The sequence below is a fragment of the Billgrantia tianxiuensis genome, from assembly GCF_009834345.1.
GTDB lineage: Bacteria > Pseudomonadota > Gammaproteobacteria > Pseudomonadales > Halomonadaceae > Halomonas > Halomonas tianxiuensis.
Genome location: NZ_CP035042.1, coordinates 4514690 through 4529246, shown reverse-complemented (window position 1 = coordinate 4529246; position 14557 = coordinate 4514690). Strand labels below are relative to the sequence as shown.

Annotated in this window: 13 protein-coding genes and 2 pseudogenes; 13 read left to right on the top strand and 2 right to left on the bottom strand. The window is 66.5% G+C overall.

What is annotated here, in order from left to right:
• Positions 1–16: 16 nt before the first annotated feature.
• The 4 genes and pseudogenes from EKK97_RS21195 to EKK97_RS21180 all read left to right on the top strand — a co-directional run bounded on the left by EKK97_RS21195 (position 17) and on the right by EKK97_RS21180 (position 4396).
• Positions 17–1003 carry a Bug family tripartite tricarboxylate transporter substrate binding protein gene (locus EKK97_RS21195; RefSeq protein WP_159554976.1) on the top strand — a complete coding sequence of 329 codons (987 nt, stop codon included), beginning with the start codon at positions 17–19 and terminating at the stop codon, positions 1001–1003.
• A gap of 92 nt (positions 1004–1095) precedes the next feature.
• Entirely contained in the window at positions 1096–1596 is a 501-nt protein-coding gene (locus EKK97_RS21190; RefSeq protein ID WP_159554974.1) for a tripartite tricarboxylate transporter TctB family protein, read from the top strand.
• 30 nt (positions 1597–1626) lie between these two features.
• Positions 1627–3131 (top strand): annotated as a pseudogene (locus EKK97_RS21185) (tripartite tricarboxylate transporter permease).
• 42 nt (positions 3132–3173) lie between these two features.
• Positions 3174–4396 (top strand): annotated as a pseudogene (locus tag EKK97_RS21180) (CaiB/BaiF CoA transferase family protein).
• 6 nt (positions 4397–4402) lie between these two features.
• Here the strand turns inward: EKK97_RS21180 and EKK97_RS21175 are convergent.
• Positions 4403–5116 carry an SDR family NAD(P)-dependent oxidoreductase gene (locus tag EKK97_RS21175; protein WP_159554972.1) on the bottom strand — a complete coding sequence of 238 codons (714 nt, stop codon included), beginning with the start codon at positions 5114–5116 and terminating at the stop codon, positions 4403–4405.
• A gap of 149 nt (positions 5117–5265) precedes the next feature.
• Here EKK97_RS21175 and EKK97_RS21170 point away from each other — a divergent pair, with 149 nt between their 5' ends.
• Positions 5266–5871 (top strand): class I SAM-dependent methyltransferase, encoded by a 606-nt coding sequence (locus EKK97_RS21170; RefSeq protein ID WP_159554970.1) that lies wholly within the window; start codon positions 5266–5268, stop codon positions 5869–5871.
• Positions 5872–5895: 24 nt separating this feature from the next.
• On the opposite strand, the gene EKK97_RS21165 is transcribed toward EKK97_RS21170, so the two are convergent.
• A complete protein-coding gene (locus EKK97_RS21165) occupies positions 5896–6798 on the bottom strand; it encodes a LysR family transcriptional regulator (protein ID WP_159554967.1) in 903 nt (300 codons plus the stop codon).
• A 102-nt stretch (positions 6799–6900) separates the two neighbouring features.
• On the opposite strand from EKK97_RS21165, the gene EKK97_RS21160 reads away from it, so the two are divergent.
• From EKK97_RS21160 to EKK97_RS21125, 8 genes are all read left to right on the top strand, one after another.
• On the top strand, positions 6901–8019 hold the full coding sequence (locus EKK97_RS21160; RefSeq protein WP_159554965.1) for a muconate cycloisomerase family protein: 1119 nt from the start codon (positions 6901–6903) through the stop codon (positions 8017–8019).
• Positions 8020–8029: 10 nt separating this feature from the next.
• The gene (gene catC / locus EKK97_RS21155) at positions 8030–8320 is read left to right on the top strand and encodes a muconolactone Delta-isomerase (RefSeq protein ID WP_159554963.1); all 291 of its coding nucleotides are present in this window, start codon (positions 8030–8032) and stop codon (positions 8318–8320) included.
• A gap of 56 nt (positions 8321–8376) precedes the next feature.
• The gene (catA, locus tag EKK97_RS21150; protein ID WP_479688633.1) at positions 8377–9477 is read left to right on the top strand and encodes a catechol 1,2-dioxygenase; all 1101 of its coding nucleotides are present in this window, start codon (positions 8377–8379) and stop codon (positions 9475–9477) included.
• The gene (locus EKK97_RS21145; protein WP_159554961.1) at positions 9461–10828 is read left to right on the top strand and encodes a Rieske 2Fe-2S domain-containing protein; all 1368 of its coding nucleotides are present in this window, start codon (positions 9461–9463) and stop codon (positions 10826–10828) included. Before catA ends, EKK97_RS21145 begins: the two co-directional genes overlap by 17 nt.
• A 14-nt stretch (positions 10829–10842) precedes the next feature.
• Positions 10843–11328, top strand: a complete 486-nt coding sequence (gene benB, locus EKK97_RS21140) for a benzoate 1,2-dioxygenase small subunit (protein ID WP_159554959.1) — start codon at positions 10843–10845, stop codon at positions 11326–11328.
• A gap of 31 nt (positions 11329–11359) precedes the next feature.
• Positions 11360–12403, top strand: coding sequence for a benzoate 1,2-dioxygenase electron transfer component BenC (benC, locus tag EKK97_RS21135; RefSeq protein WP_159554957.1), 1044 nt, complete (start codon positions 11360–11362; stop codon positions 12401–12403).
• Positions 12400–13182: a benzoate diol dehydrogenase BenD gene (benD, locus tag EKK97_RS21130; RefSeq protein ID WP_159554955.1), complete on the top strand. Its 783-nt coding sequence runs from the start codon at positions 12400–12402 to the stop codon at positions 13180–13182. Before benC ends, benD begins: the two co-directional genes overlap by 4 nt.
• 69 nt (positions 13183–13251) lie before the next feature.
• On the top strand, positions 13252–14505 hold the full coding sequence (locus tag EKK97_RS21125; protein ID WP_159554953.1) for a benzoate/H(+) symporter BenE family transporter: 1254 nt from the start codon (positions 13252–13254) through the stop codon (positions 14503–14505).
• The last annotated feature ends 52 nt before the right edge of the window (positions 14506–14557 follow it).

Genomic DNA, 14557 nt, shown 5'->3' with positions numbered 1-14557 from the left:
CAACCAAGGTGGCGTGATGACGAACTTCCTGAAAACAGCCTGTCTGGCAGCGTGCAGTGGTAGTCTGGCGTTGGCGGTCTCCGTCTCGACAGTCCATGCCAATGAATGGCCGACTGACGATGTGCGCCTCGTCGTTCCCTATGCGCCGGGTGGAACCACCGACGTTCTCTCGCGCCGTGTCGCCGACCTGCTGCAGGACGAGTTGGGCGCCAGCGTGGTGGTCGAGAACCGTCCTGGCGCGGGTTCCACCGTGGCCACCGGTCGCCTGGCACGTGGCGGTCGCGAGGCTGGCCATACCATCCTGATGGCATCGCCTGGCCACACCATCGGGGCGGCGATCTATCCCGACCTGACCTACGACCCGGTCGAGGACTTCGTCTTCCTGCAGAACCTTATCGACATTCCCAACGTGATGGTGGTGCCGGCCGACAGCCCCTATGACAGCGTCACCGAGTTCGTCGAGGCGGCGCGTGAGCAGAACATGACCTTCAGCCACAGCGGCGTGGGCAGCTCCATCCATATGTCGGGCGAGCTGTTCAAGACGCTGACCGAAACCAACATGACCGCGGTGCCGTTCGCCGGCAGCGGTGCGGCACTACCGGCGCTGCTGGGCGGTGACGTCGATGTCTCCTTCGAGAACATGCCGACCGTGCTGTCGCATATTCGCTCCGGCGACCTGAAGGCGCTGGCGGTGACCTCTGCCGAGCGCTCCGAGCACCTGCCGGACGTGCCCACTCTGGCCGAGGTAGGCGAGTACAACCTCGATCAGTTCGTGACCACCGCCTGGTTCGGCCTGATCGCCCACGAGTCCTTCTCGCCAGAGGCGCAGGACGCCATGCGCGAGGCGCTCGACGCCGTAATGCAGCGCGAGGAGTTCGTCAACTTCGCGGACCAGTTGGGCGCCGAGCCGGGCCAGGTGGCCGGTGAGGAGTTCAAGCAGTTCATCGCCCAGGAGGTCGAGCGCTGGCAGGAAGTGGCCGAGCAGGCCGGCATCAGCCAGTAAGCGAGGGTCGGAAACAAGAGGGGCCGGCCAGCAACAACTGCTGAGGCGAGGGCGCTGTCCTCGCCTCGCTCGTGTCTCCGTGGAGGGTTGTCATGTCGACCTCGTTTACCAAGCGTGTCAGGGCGATCCGCGATCCCGGCGACGTGTTGTCGGGATCTGTGCTGCTGGTCGCTTCCGCCGTACTGCTGTTCTACCTGGTGCCCAACTACATCAATGAGCCGCCCATCCTGCAGAACCCGATGATGTCGCCACGCTGGCTGCCACGCATCGTGGGCGGTCTGATGCTCGTTTTCTCCTTGCTGCTCATCGTCCAGGGCCTGCTGGTGAATAATACCGAGGCGGATGACGGGCGGCGTATAGAGAAGGGCCCGCGGCTACGCTTTGCCCTGATGGTGGCCGCCCTGATCGTATATGTGGCGCTGTTCGAGCCCCTGGGCGCGGTAATCTCCGGCATCCTGGCCACCCTGATCCTGTTCGCCGCCCATCCGGTCAAGACCTGGTGGGTCTATGGCCTGGCGTTCGTGTTTCCCGCCGCCGTCACTTTCCTTTTCGTGAAGGTCATGAACGTGCCGCTGCCGCTGATGCCGTTCTGACGGCAAGCGCTACTGCCCTTGGGTGAATTCATGGATATGTTTTCGGAAGTCCTCCATCTCTTTCTCAGCGTGGACAACTTCCTGGCCATTGCGCTGGGGGTCGTCATCGGCGTGGTGGTCGGGTCGATTCCAGGCCTGACCGCGACCATGGCGGTAGCCCTGGCGCTGCCGTTCACCTTCACCATGGAGCCGGTGGCGGCCATCCTGCTGCTGGTGGGGATCTACAAGGGCGGCATGTACGGTGGCTCGATCACTGCCATCCTGATCCGCACGCCGGGTTCGCCGGCCTCGGCCTGCACCCTGCTCGACGGTTACCCATGGCCCAGCAGGGCCATGCCAAGAAGGCACTGAAGACTGCGCTTTACTCGTCGGTGATCGCCGACTTCATCTCCAACATCGCGCTGATCTTCTTTGCTGCCTACCTGGCCAAGATCGCGCTGAACTTCGGCGCCCCCGAGTTCTTCTGGCTGATCTGCTTCTCGCTGACCATCATCATCTCGCTGGCCAGCGGCTCGATGATCAAGGGCCTGCTCGCCGCCTTGATGGGCATCCTGCTCTCGCTGGTAGGGCTGGACGAGGTCTACGGCTCCCAGCGCCTGACCTTCGGCAACTACAACCTGATGGACTCCATCTCGTTCATCCCGCTGCTGATCGGGCTGTTTGCCATTCCCGAGATCATCGAGTTCTACCGCAAGAAGGCGCTGCCGCACCTCAAGGCCAAGGCCAGCGGGGTGGGCATGACCCTGGTCGAACTCAAGCGTTGCCTGAAGAGCATCATTCGCGGCAGCCTGATCGGCGTGATCATCGGCGCCATCCCCGGGACGGGAGCCACCGCCGCCGCGTTCATCTCCTACAGCGACGCCCGCCGCCGCTCGCCCAACCGCGACAACTTCGGCAAGGGCGAGGTGGAAGGCGTGGCCGCCGCCGAGGCGGGCAATAACGGGGTGGCCGGGGCGACCATGATCCCGCTGCTGTCGCTGGGCATCCCCGGTGACGTGATTACCGCCATCATCCTCGGCGCCTTCATGGTCCACGGCCTGACACCCGGCCCGATCATGTTCCAGGAGAACCTGACGCTGATCTACGCGCTGTTCGTCGGCATCATGTTTAGCTCGCTGGTACTGCTGGTGGTGGGGAATGGGGCGATCAAGTACTTCTCGCTGATCGCCGACATCCCCAAGTCGATCCTCTTCCCCATCGTGCTGATGTTCTGCGTCTACGGCGCCTATGCCGTGAACAACGACACCTTCGACGTGTGGCTGATGCTGGGCTTCGGCGTGCTGGGCTACATCTTCAACCGTGCGGCGATTCCGGCGGCCCCCTTCCTGATCGGCTTCATCCTCGGGCCGATGTTCGAGGACAACCTGCGCCGCTCGCTGCTGATCGGCCACAACGACCTGTCGATCTTCGTGCGCGGCCCGATCACCTGGTTCTTCATCGCCCTGACGCTGGGCTCGATCCTGCTGGCGCTGTATCGCTATTTCGTCGCGCGCCGCCAGTCCGCCCGCACCGCTTCGACACAGGAGACGCCATGAGCACCGGCCACGAACGGAACGCAAGCCCGGGGAGGCGTTGACATGGCGGGACCACTGACAGGCCTGCGCGTGCTCGACCTGAGCCGGGTGATGGCCGGCCCCTGGTGCACCCAGATACTTGCCGACATGGGCGCGGAGGTGATCAAGATCGAGCGCCCGGTAAGCGGCGACGACACGCGCCACTGGGGACCTCCCTGGCTCAAGGATCGCGACGGCAACGAGACCCGCGAATCCGCCTATTATCTTTCGGCCAACCGCGGCAAGCACTCGTGACCGTGGACATGGGCAGGCCCGAGGGACAGGCACTGATCCGCGAACTCGCTGCCGAGAGCGATATCCTGGTGGAGAACTTCAAGAGCGGCGGCCTGGCGCGCAAGGGGCTCGACTACGCCACCCTCGAGGCCATCAACCCCAGGCTGATCTACTGCTCCATCACCGGCTTCGGCCAGACCGGGCCGATGGCCGCCATGGCCGGCTACGACTACCTGATCCAGGCCCAGGGCGGCCTGATGAGCATTACCGGTGCCGCCGACGGCGAGCCGGGCGCCGGCCCGCAACGGGTCGGCATGGCGGTGGCGGACCTGACCACCGGCATGAACGCCGCCATCGCCATCCTCGGCGCGCTGCATCATCGCCACCTGACCGGCGAAGGGCAGTACATCGACATGGCCCTGCTCGACGTGCAGGTGAGCTGGCTGGCCAACCAGGCGCAGAACTACTTCTGCAGCGGCACGCCGCCCACCCGCACCGGCGAGTATCACCCCAACCTGGTGCCCTACCAGCCGTTTCCCACCGCCGACGGTGAGAAGGTGATCATCGCCATCGGCAACGATGGTCAGTTCCAGCGCTTCTGCCGGGCGGTGGGGCGGCCCGAACTGGCCGAGGACCCGCGCTTTGCGACCAATCCGGCGCGGGTGAGACATCGCCTCGAGCTGGTACCGATCATGGTCGAGATCACCCGCAGCCGCAGTAGCACCGAATGGATGGCGCTGCTGGGCGAGATCGCGGTGCCCTGCGGGCCGATCCAGAACATCGCCCAGGTCTTCGACGACCCCCAGGTCAAGGCGCGGGGAATGCAGATCGAGCTGGAGTCGCGACACGGGCCGGTACCCGGCGTGGCCAATCCGATCAAGTACTCGCGCACGCAACTGGAGTACCGCAAGGCGCCGCCGGCGCTGGGCGAGGATACCGACGCCGTGCTGGCGCGGCTGCTCGACAAGGCGCCGGAAGAGATCGAGGCGCTTCGCCAGCGCGGTGCTATTTAAAGCGCATCAGCCGACGCTGACGCCACCGCAGACGAACAGGGTCTGGCCGGTAACGAAGCCGCTGCGCTCGTCGCAGAAGAAGCTCACCGCCTGGGCCACGTCCTCGGGCTGGCCCATGCGCCGCGCGGGGATGTTGTCGATGATGCGCCGCGCGCGCTCGGAGTCCGGCGGGTTGTTCTCCCAGAAGGCGCTGGTGGCGATGGGGCCGGGGGCGACGCAGTTGACGGTGATGCCGTCGCCGGCCAGCTCCAGCGCCCAGGTGCGGGCCATGGACTGCAGCGCGCCCTTGGTCGCGCTGTAGAGGCTGCGCGCCTCCTTGCCCAGCACCACGCGGCTGGCGTTGATCACGATACGGCCGTGGCGCCGTTCGCGCATGCCCGGCAGCAGCGCCTGGGTGCAGACCAGGGCCGAGCGCACGTTGAGGTGCATCAGGCGGTCGAAGTCCTCCACCCGCGTGTCGTCGAGCAGCGCTGGTGCGACGATTCCCACGTTATTGACCAGGCAATCCACGCTGTGGCTCTCGACGATCTCCGCGAGTACCGCCCGAGTCGCTTCAATCTCGGCGAGGTCGACCCGGCGGGCGTCGGCCTTGAGCGATTCCGCCTCCGGCTCGACGATGTCCAGCACGATGGTTCGATAGCCGTCCTGTTGCAGGCGCAGGGCGATCGCTTGACCAATATTGCGGGCGCCGCCGGTGACGATTGCGCAGGGTTCACTCATGTGCGGTTCCGTTTGGCTGTCGTGTGCGTTATGCGTACGTTAGTTCGCTATGGTTTCGCTCCGACAGCAGCATCGCAACCCGACCTTGGTCAAACCCTCCGTGTGCGCCGGGACGATTTCCGGCCAGCGAGACATGATAGGCTGAGCCAATGAGAGGCATCGTCTACGACACCTTCATCCTCAGGCTCACCGCCCGCTGGTACGCCGAAGTGCTCGAGCGGCTGCCCGCGGGGGCGGCGCTGCTCGACGTCGGCATCGGCACCGCCGGCGCACTGTTGGCCAATGCCGAGGCGGCGAAACGCAAGGAGCTGCGCATCGTCGGGATCGACATTGACGCCGACTACGTCGCGCGCGCCCGCAAGCGGCTGCACGACTCTGCACTGGCAGAACACGCCGAGGTGCGGCTCGAATCGGTCTACGATCACTGCGGCGGGCCCTATGACGCCATCTACTTCTCCGCCAGCTTCATGCTGCTGCCGGAGCCCGAGCGGGCCTTGCGCCACAGTGCCGGGCTGCTGGCGCCGGGCGGGCAGCTCTATTTCACCCAGACAATCCAACTGCGCCCTTCGCCCACGATGGAGCGCCTCAAGCCCCTGCTCAAGCGGCTCACCAGCATCGACTTCGGCCGCGTGACCTACGAGGAGGCGTTCAAGGCGCAGCTCGACGCCGCCGACCTGGCGCTGGATGAGTTCCGGGTGCTATCGCGCCACGGCAATCGGGCGTCGTGCCTGGCCGTGGCGCGACCGCGCGCCTGACCCTTTCGTACCCGTACCGTCGGATCAGGGATACCTGCCGCTGCGGCGGTTTTCAACCAACACCTCGAGAATGGCATTGGCCTCCTGCATGATCGGCGAGGGCGCCTCGCCCTTGCGCCGGCTGCAAATCACCGGCGAGGTCAGGCCCGGGTCGGCGAGGTAGACGTAGACGATGCCGTCGCGCCTGACCCGCTTGACCTGCTCCGGCACCAGGGTGATGCCGATCTCCGAGGCCACCAGGCCGAGCGCGGTCTGCAGCTCGTTGGCCTCCTGCGCCACGGTGACCTTGAGCCCACGGCGGCGAAACAGCCCCAGCGTCATGTCGGCCAGGCTGGGGCGCGGCTGGGCCGGGAACAACACCAGGGGATACTCGGCGAGCTGGGCCAGGGTCGGCACGGTATCGGCCAGCGGATGGCCTTCGGGCAGGGCGGCCATCAGCGGCTCGTCGAACAGGTTCTCCTGTTCCACGTCGGGGTCGTCGATGCGCATGCGGCCGAAGCCCATGTCGATGCGCCCGCTCTTGAGCGCCTGCACCTGCTGCACCGTGGTCAGCTCGGCCAGCACCAGCTCGACGTTATCCTTTTGTCGTAATTCACGTACCAGCAGCGGCAACTGGCCGTAGAACACCGAAGGAACGAAGCCGATGCCGAACATCACGCGCTTGCTGCGGGCCAGGCGCTGGGTCGCGGCGATGGTGGTGTCGAGCTTCTCCATTATCTGCAGGGTATGCTCATGGAAGAGCTGGCCCGCCGGCGTCAGGCGCAGCCCGCGCGCACTCCGCTCGAACAACTCGGCGCCGATCTCTCCCTCCAACTGTTTGATTTGTCGTGACAATGGCGGCTGTGCCATGTGCAGCCTGGTGGCCGCCCGGGTCAGGTTCAGCTCCTCCGCCACGACGCAGAAGTAGCGCAGATGTCGCAGCTCCATGATACCTCCAGGGTATGGCTGACGACCTAAACGATATTGGTTCGGCCGCGCCGGGGCAATCAGACTGCCATGGTATCGAAACACCGAACCGCCGGAGCGCGCATGTCATCTGTCATCGAGTCCATCGAAACGCTGCTGGTCGACCTGCCGACCATCCGCCCCCACAAGCTCTCCATGACCACCATGGCCTGCCAGACGCTGGTCATCGTGCGCCTTCGCGACAGCGACGGCATCGAGGGGCTGGGCGAAGGCACCACCATCGGCGGGCTCGCCTACGGCCCCGAGAGTCCCGAGAGCATCAAGCGCAACATCGACGCCTACCTGGCTCCGCTGCTGATCGGCCAGCCGGCGGGCGCCGTCGCCGCGCTGCGGGCCCGGCTCGACCGCCATGCCCGCGGCAACGCCATCGCCAAGTCGGCGTTGGAGACCGCGCTGCTCGACGCCCAGGGCAAGCGTCTGGGCCTGCCCATGGCCGAGCTGCTCGGCGGCGCGCGCCACGACCACCTGCCGGTGTTGTGGACCCTCGCCAGCGGCGATACCGCCCGCGACATCGACGAGGCCTTCCAGCGCCTGGAGCAGCGTCGCCATTGCGACTTCAAGCTCAAGATCGGGGCCAACGCCGTGGACGACGACGTGCGCCACGTGGCCGCGATCAAGGAGGCGCTGGGCGAGCGGGCAAGCGTCAGGGTCGACGTCAACCAGGCCTGGGACGAGAGCACCGCCGTGCGCGGCATCGCCGCGCTGCAGGCCGCCGGCATCGACCTGATCGAGCAGCCGATTCCCGCCCGCGAGCATGCCGGCCTGGTGCGCCTGGCCAACCGCTTCGAGGTGCCGATGCTGGCCGACGAGGCGGTGGCCGACGCCCGCGACGGCTTCGCCCTGGCCGCGGCTGGCTTCAATGGCGCCTATGCGCTGAAGATCGCCAAGGCCGGCGGCCCGCGCGGCGCCCTGGCGCTGGCCCAGGTCGCCCAGGCGGCCGGCATCGGCCTCTACGGCGGCACTCTGCTCGAGGGCACCATCGGCACCGCCGCCTCGCTGCACGCCTGGGCGACGCTGCCCGAGCTGGCCTGGGGCAGCGAGATGTTCGGTCCGCTGCTGCTCAGGGACGACATCGTCGCCGAGCCGCTCGCCTACGGCGAGTTCGGCGTGGAGCTGCCGAAAGGGCCGGGGCTGGGCATCGCCCTGGATGAGGACAAATTGGCGCATTACGTCCGCCGTTGAGGAGAAACGCATGCTTTTCCAAGTGGAAATGACCGTCAAGCTGCCGCCGTCGATGCCGGCCGAAGAGGCCGCCGCGATCAAGGCGCGCGAGAAGGAGTACGCCCAGGAGCTTCAGCGCCAGGGCAAGTGGCGACACCTGTGGCGGGTCGCCGGCAGCTACGCCAACGTCAGCATCTTCGACGTGCGCGACAACGCCGAGTTGCAGGAGCTCGTCGCGGGCCTGCCGCTCTTCCCGTGGATGGAGATCGGCGTCAAGCCGCTGTGCCGCCACCCGTCCTCCATTCGCGACGACGACAGCTGAGCCGCGACGCATCACGCCAGCCCCCTAGGGCAACCAACGACAACGAGGAATGACCCATGACCGTGAAGATCTTCGATACCCCCGAGGTGCAGAACTTCCTGAAGGCCGTCTCCGGCTTCGACGAGCAGGGCGGCAGCCACCGCGCCAAGCAGATCATGCATCGCCTGCTCTCCGACCTGTACCGGCTGATCGACGACTTCGACGTCACCCCGGAGGAGTACTGGTCGACCGTCAGCCTGCTCAATGCGCTGGGCGGCCAGACCCAGTTCGGCCTGCTCTCGCCGGGGCTCGGCTTCGACCACTACCTCGACATGCGCCAGGACGCCATCGACGCCGAGGCCAAGCGCAACGGCGGTACGCCGCGCACCATCGAGGGCCCGCTCTACGTCGCCGGCGCCCCCGAGGCCGAGGGCTTCGCGCGCATGGACGACGGCCAGGACCCGGACGGTGAAACCATGTGGCTGACCGGTCAGGTGCGCGACGTCGACGGCAAGCCGGTGGCCGGCGCCAAGGTCGAGATCTGGCACGCCGACTCCAAGGGCGGCTACTCCTTCTTCGACAAGACCCAGAGCGAATACAACCTGCGCCGCACCATCGTCACCGATGCGCAGGGCCGCTATACCGCGCGCAGCATCATCCCCTCCGGCTACGGCGTGCCGGAAGGCGCCCCCACCGACCAGGTGCTCAAGGCTCTGGGCCGCCACGGCCAGCGTCCGGCGCACATCCACTTCTTCATTTCTGCGCCGGGGCATCGCCACCTGACCACCCAGATCAACCTGGCCGGCGACCCCTACACCTTCGACGACTTCGCCTTCGCCACCCGTGAGGAGCTGGTCATTCCGGCGAACCGCATCGAGGACCCGGCCGAGATCGCCCGGCGCGAACTGGACGGCCCGTTCTCCGAGGTGGTCTTCGATGTCGAGCTGGCGCGCACCGAGGCCCCGAGCTGCAGGTTCGCCACAAGCGCCCGCGGGCCCTGGAAGACGCCGAGGATCAGGCCAGCCAGCTGGCCGGCACCGCCGAGGTCTGAGCGCCCGCCGCGTCCCGACCCCATCCCAACATGCAGCGCTCCCCCACCGGCCCCGGGCCGGTGGGTAGGGGAGCCTCACGACCTGACAAGAGCAACGAGGAGTTGGAGCCATGACCGCACAGCTTGATCGTCTCGAGAAACGCGTCCGCGGCGCCGTCGTCGACGACCCCGAGAACGGCATCTTCCGCTGCCACCGCAGCATGTTCACCGACCCGGCCTTCTTCGAGCTGGAGATGAAGCACATCTTCGAAGGCAACTGGCTGTTCCTGGCCCACGAGAGCCAGATCGCCGAGCCGGGTGACTACATGACCGTCACCATGGGCCGCCAGCCGGTGATCATCACCCGCGACAAGCAGGGCGAGCTGCACGCGCTGATCAACGCCTGCGCCCACCGCGGCGCGACCCTGTGCCGCAAGAAGCGCGGCAACAAGGGCACCTTCACCTGCCCGTTCCACGGCTGGTCCTTCAAGAACGACGGCAAGCTGCTCAAGGCCAAGAACGAGAAGACCGGCGCCTACCCCGAGAGCTTCAAGCAGGAGGGCTCCCATGACCTCAAGCGCGTGGCGCGCTTCGAGAGCTATCGCGGCTTCCTGTTCGGCAGCCTGAGCGCCGACGTCGCCCCGCTCACCGAGTACCTCGGCGAGACCACCAAGATCATCGACAACATCGTCGACCAGGCGCCGGAGGGCATCGAGATCCTGCGCGGCACCTCCTCCTACACCTTCAACGGCAACTGGAAGCTGGGCGCCGAGAACGGGGCCGATGGCTACCACGTCAGCACCGTGCACTGGAACTACGCCTCGACCATGGAGCGGCGCAACTACGATGCCGGCGGCACCAAGGCGGTGGACGCCAACGGCTGGTCGAAGAGCATGGGCGGCTTCTACTCCTATGAGAACGGCCACATGATGCTGTGGACGCGCCTGCTCAACCCCGAGGTGCGTCCGGTCTACGCCCAGCGCGAGCGCATCGAGCAGGAGCTCGGCGAGGCGCGCGCCGACTCCATCGTCAACCAGACGCGCAATCTCTGCCTCTACCCCAACGTCTACCTGATGGACCAGTTCTCCACCCAGATCCGCGTGATCCGGCCCATCGCCGTGGACAAGAGCGAGGTCACCATCTACTGCTTCGCGCCCAAGGGCGAATCGGCCGAGAACCGCGCCCTGCGCATCCGCCAGTACGAGGACTTCTTCAACGTCAGCGGCATGGGCACGCCGGACGACCTGGAGGAGTTCCGCGCCTGCCAGAACGGCTACGCCGGCCTCGACGCCGAGTGGAACGATCTCTCCCGCGGTGCCAGGCAGTGGATCGAGGGCGCCGACGACAACGCCCGCGCCATCGACATGAAGCCGCTGCTCAGCGGCGCCTCGCCCGAGGACGAGGGTCTCTACGTGATGCATCACAAGCACTGGGTCGAGGAGATGCTGCGCGCCATCGAGAAAGAGCGCAGCCAGTTCATTGCCACCGCGTCGGCCTGAGGGAGGGCACCGTCATGACTTATCTCGATATTCAGGCCTTTGTCTATCGCGAGGCCCGGCTACTCGACGACCGCCAGTGGGACGAGTGGCTGACCTGCTACCACAAGGACGCGGTCTTCTGGATGCCGGCCTGGGACGACGACGACCGGCTGACCGAGGACCCGCAGAGCGAGATATCGCTGATCTACTACCCCAACCGCGAGGGGCTGGAGGACCGCGTCTACCGCATCAAGACCGAGCGCTCCGGGGCGACCAGCATCCCCGAGCCGCGCACCACCCACCAGGTCTCCAACCTGGAGGTGCTCTCGCAGGAGGGCGACACGGTCGAGCTGCGCTTCAACTGGCACACCCTGAGCCACCGCTACCAGCAGACCAACGCCTACTTCGGCACGTCGTTCTACACCCTGGACGTGTCCGGCGACGCGCCGCTGATCACCTACAAGAAGGTGGTGCTGAACAACGACTACATCCACCAGGTCATCGACGTGTACCACGTCTGAGCGACCGTGATCCCGGTGGGAGGAGACGAGCATGAGCTACACCATAGCCCTCAACTTCGAAGACGGCGTGACCCGCTTCATCAGCTGCAAGGAAGGCGAGACGGTGCTCGACGCCGCCTATCGCCACAAGGTCAATCTGCCGATGGACTGCTCCGACGGTGTCTGCGGCACCTGCAAGGGCACCTGTGAGCAGGGTGCGTTCGACCTGGGCGACGAGTACATCGACGAGGCGCTCTCCGACGAGGAGGCCGCCGAAGGCAAGGTGCTGACCTGCCAGATGGTGCCGTCGTCGGACTGCGTGGTGCAGGTGCCGGTGGCCTCGACCCTGTGCAAGACCGGCGTCGGCGAGTTCCCCGGCCGGGTCGCCGAAGTCGAGCGCCTCTCCGAGGACAGCTTCGAGCTCGTTGTCGATCTCGACGAAGGCGAGGGGCTCACTTTCCTGCCGGGGCAGTACGTCAACATCCAGGTGCCGGGCAGCGACGAGACCCGCTCTTACTCGTTCAGCTCGCTGCCCGGCGAGCGGCGTGCCAGCTTCCTCATCCGCAACGTGCCGAATGGCCTGATGAGCGGCTACCTGACCGGGGCGGCCAAGCCCGAGGACGACCTGACCCTGACCGGGCCGATGGGCAGCTTCTATCTGCGCGAGGTCGAGCGCCCCGTGCTGATGCTGGCCGGCGGCACCGGGCTGGCGCCGTTTCTCTCCATGCTGCGCCAGCTGCAGGCACGCGGCTGCGACCAGCCGGTGCGGCTGCTGTACGGGGTGAACGTCGACGACCATCTGGTCAAGCTCGACGAACTCGACGCCTTCGTCGAGGCGTTGCCCGACTTCGCCTACACCACGGTGGTGGCCGATGCGGCCAGCGAGCACCCGCGCAAGGGTTACGTGACCCACCACATGGCCCCCGAGCTGCTGCACGACGGCGAGGTCGACGTCTACCTGTGCGGGCCGCCGCCGATGGTCGATGCGGTGCTCGCCCACTTCCGCGAGCAGGGCATCTCGCCGGCCAGCTTCCACTACGAGAAGTTCGCCCCGAGCCTGGCGCCGGAAGAGGCGAAGAAGGAGGCGGTGGCATGAGCGTCCGATTCCAGGACCAGACGATGGTGATCACCGGCGCCGCCCAGGGCATCGGCCGGCGCGTCGCCGAGCGCGCCGGGGCCGAGGGCGCCCGGCTGGCGCTGGTGGATCGTTCCGACCTTATCCATGAAGTGGTGGCGGGACTGTGCGAGCAGGGCGTCGAGGCCATTGCGCTGCAGGCCGACCTGGAGACCTGGCAGGGTGCCGAGGAAGTGATGCGTAGGACCGTCGAGCACTACGGACGTCTCGACATCCTGATCAACAACGTGGGGGGAGCGATCAACTTCAAACCCTTCACCGAGTTCACCGAAAGCCAGATCTCGGCCGAGATTACCCGTTCGCTGATGCCCACCCTGTGGTGCTGTCGTGCGGCGCTGCCCCCCATGGTGGAGCAGGGTGGCGGCGTCATCGTCAACGTGTCGTCAGCGGCGACTCGCGGTATCCACCGGATTCCTTACTCGGCGGCCAAGGGTGGCGTCAACGCCTTGACCGCTTCCCTGGCCTTCGAATATGCCGAGCATGGCATTCGCGTGGTGGCCACCGCCCCCGGCGGGACCGAGGCGCCACCCCGGCGGATCTCGCGCGGTACTCCCGAGCCACGCAACGAGCAGGAGCAAGCCTGGTTCCAGGCCCACATCGACCAGACCAAGAACAGCTGTCTGATGGGGCGCTACGGCACCCTGGACGAGATGGCGGCCCCGATCCTGTTCCTGGCCTCCCGCGACGCCAGCTACATCACCGGCAGCGTGGTGCCTGTGGCGGGAGGTGACAGCGGCTGACCGGCCGCACGCGACACGTTCACTACTCGCACCAACACTTCAATCATAAAAAATCCCCTGGAGCACAACGTGAAACATATCGAGAAGGGCGCCGGACTCGCCACGGCGCCACGCGACTTCCTCCGTGATCTCAACGCCGACAACCTGAGTGCCGGCGTGGTGGCCGGGATCTTCGGCCTCAGCGCCGGCGTCATCCACATCAGCGCCGGCACCGCGGCGGGCCTCCCCCAGGAGTTCACCCTGCTGTGGGTGATCAGCTACCTGATGATCAACGGCCTGTTCGGGCTGTTCCTGCCGGCCTACTACCGGCTGCCGCTGCCGATGGCCAACTCGATCCCCGGCGCGCTGCTGTTCGCCGCCGTCATTCCCCTGGTGGGCCTCAACGAGGCGCTGGGCGCCACGCTGATCGCGGGCGCCATCGCGCTGGTGGTGGGCCTGGCGGGGTGGATGAGCCTGGTCATGCGCTTGATTCCGATGCCCATCGTGATGGGCATGGTGGCGGGCATCCTGCTCAAGTTCGGCACCAACATGGTGATGCCGCTGCAGAATGCCTTGGTGCCGGCGACGATCATGATCCTCTCCTTCTTCTTCGCCGCGCGCTACCTGCGCCGGGTGCCGCCGCTGGTGGTCACGCTGCTGGTGGGCGTCGGCTACATGGCGCTCTCCGGCGCCGATTTCTCGAGCGTCACGTTCACCTTCAAGCTGCCCGAATTCATCATGCCGGCCTTCACCCTGGAAGCCTTCCTGGCCTATGGCCTGCCGCTGGCGTTGATCCTCGTTGGCATGGAAACCCCGGCCGGGGTGGGGCTGGTCAAGGGCATGGGCTACAAGAGCGCGCCGGCCAATGCGATCACCGCGCTGGGCGGCTTCGGCACCATGGTGTCGGCCTTCTTCAACCTGCACAGCACCTGCATCGCCGCACCGATGACCGGAATTTGCTCGGGGCCGGAAGCCGGCAGCCACGACAAGCGCTGGGTGGCGGCGGTAATCGTCGGCATCATCTTCGTCACGGCGGCGCCCTTCTACGGCTTCGTGTTCAGCCTGATCGAGGCGATGCCGAGCTACTTCATCGCCATCGTCGCCGGGCTGGCGCTGCTGCGGGTGATCGGCTCGGCCATGCACATGACCTTCTCCGGCAAGCATGAGGTGGGGGCGATGTTCTCCTTCCTGATCGCCGTCTCGGGGATCCAGATCCTTGGCATCGGCTCCTCCTTCTGGGCGCTGGTGCTGGGGGCGGGCCTCTCCCTGCTGGTGGAATTCCGCGACTTCGACTTCTCCCGCGAGTCTCGCGGCTCGCAGGGGGAGACCGCCACGGCGCGCTAGCGGGCGGTCACACCTTCCTCCGTTGGCCCGTGGTCGATTCCTCGCTACGGGC

Coding starts and splice junctions, on each gene's coding strand:
- benD (WP_159554955.1), top strand. CDS start 12,400: ATGAGCGTCCGATTCCAGGACCAGACGATGGTGATCACCGGCGCCGCC.
- benB (WP_159554959.1), top strand. CDS start 10,843: ATGACTTATCTCGATATTCAGGCCTTTGTCTATCGCGAGGCCCGGCTA.
- benC (WP_159554957.1), top strand. CDS start 11,360: ATGAGCTACACCATAGCCCTCAACTTCGAAGACGGCGTGACCCGCTTC.
- EKK97_RS21145 (WP_159554961.1), top strand. CDS start 9,461: ATGACCGCACAGCTTGATCGTCTCGAGAAACGCGTCCGCGGCGCCGTC.
- EKK97_RS21165 (WP_159554967.1), bottom strand. CDS start 6,798: ATGGAGCTGCGACATCTGCGCTACTTCTGCGTCGTGGCGGAGGAGCTG.
- EKK97_RS21175 (WP_159554972.1), bottom strand. CDS start 5,116: ATGAGTGAACCCTGCGCAATCGTCACCGGCGGCGCCCGCAATATTGGT.
- catC (WP_159554963.1), top strand. CDS start 8,030: ATGCTTTTCCAAGTGGAAATGACCGTCAAGCTGCCGCCGTCGATGCCG.
- EKK97_RS21160 (WP_159554965.1), top strand. CDS start 6,901: ATGTCATCTGTCATCGAGTCCATCGAAACGCTGCTGGTCGACCTGCCG.
- EKK97_RS21190 (WP_159554974.1), top strand. CDS start 1,096: ATGTCGACCTCGTTTACCAAGCGTGTCAGGGCGATCCGCGATCCCGGC.
- EKK97_RS21170 (WP_159554970.1), top strand. CDS start 5,266: ATGAGAGGCATCGTCTACGACACCTTCATCCTCAGGCTCACCGCCCGC.
- EKK97_RS21195 (WP_159554976.1), top strand. CDS start 17: ATGACGAACTTCCTGAAAACAGCCTGTCTGGCAGCGTGCAGTGGTAGT.
- catA (WP_479688633.1), top strand. CDS start 8,377: ATGACCGTGAAGATCTTCGATACCCCCGAGGTGCAGAACTTCCTGAAG.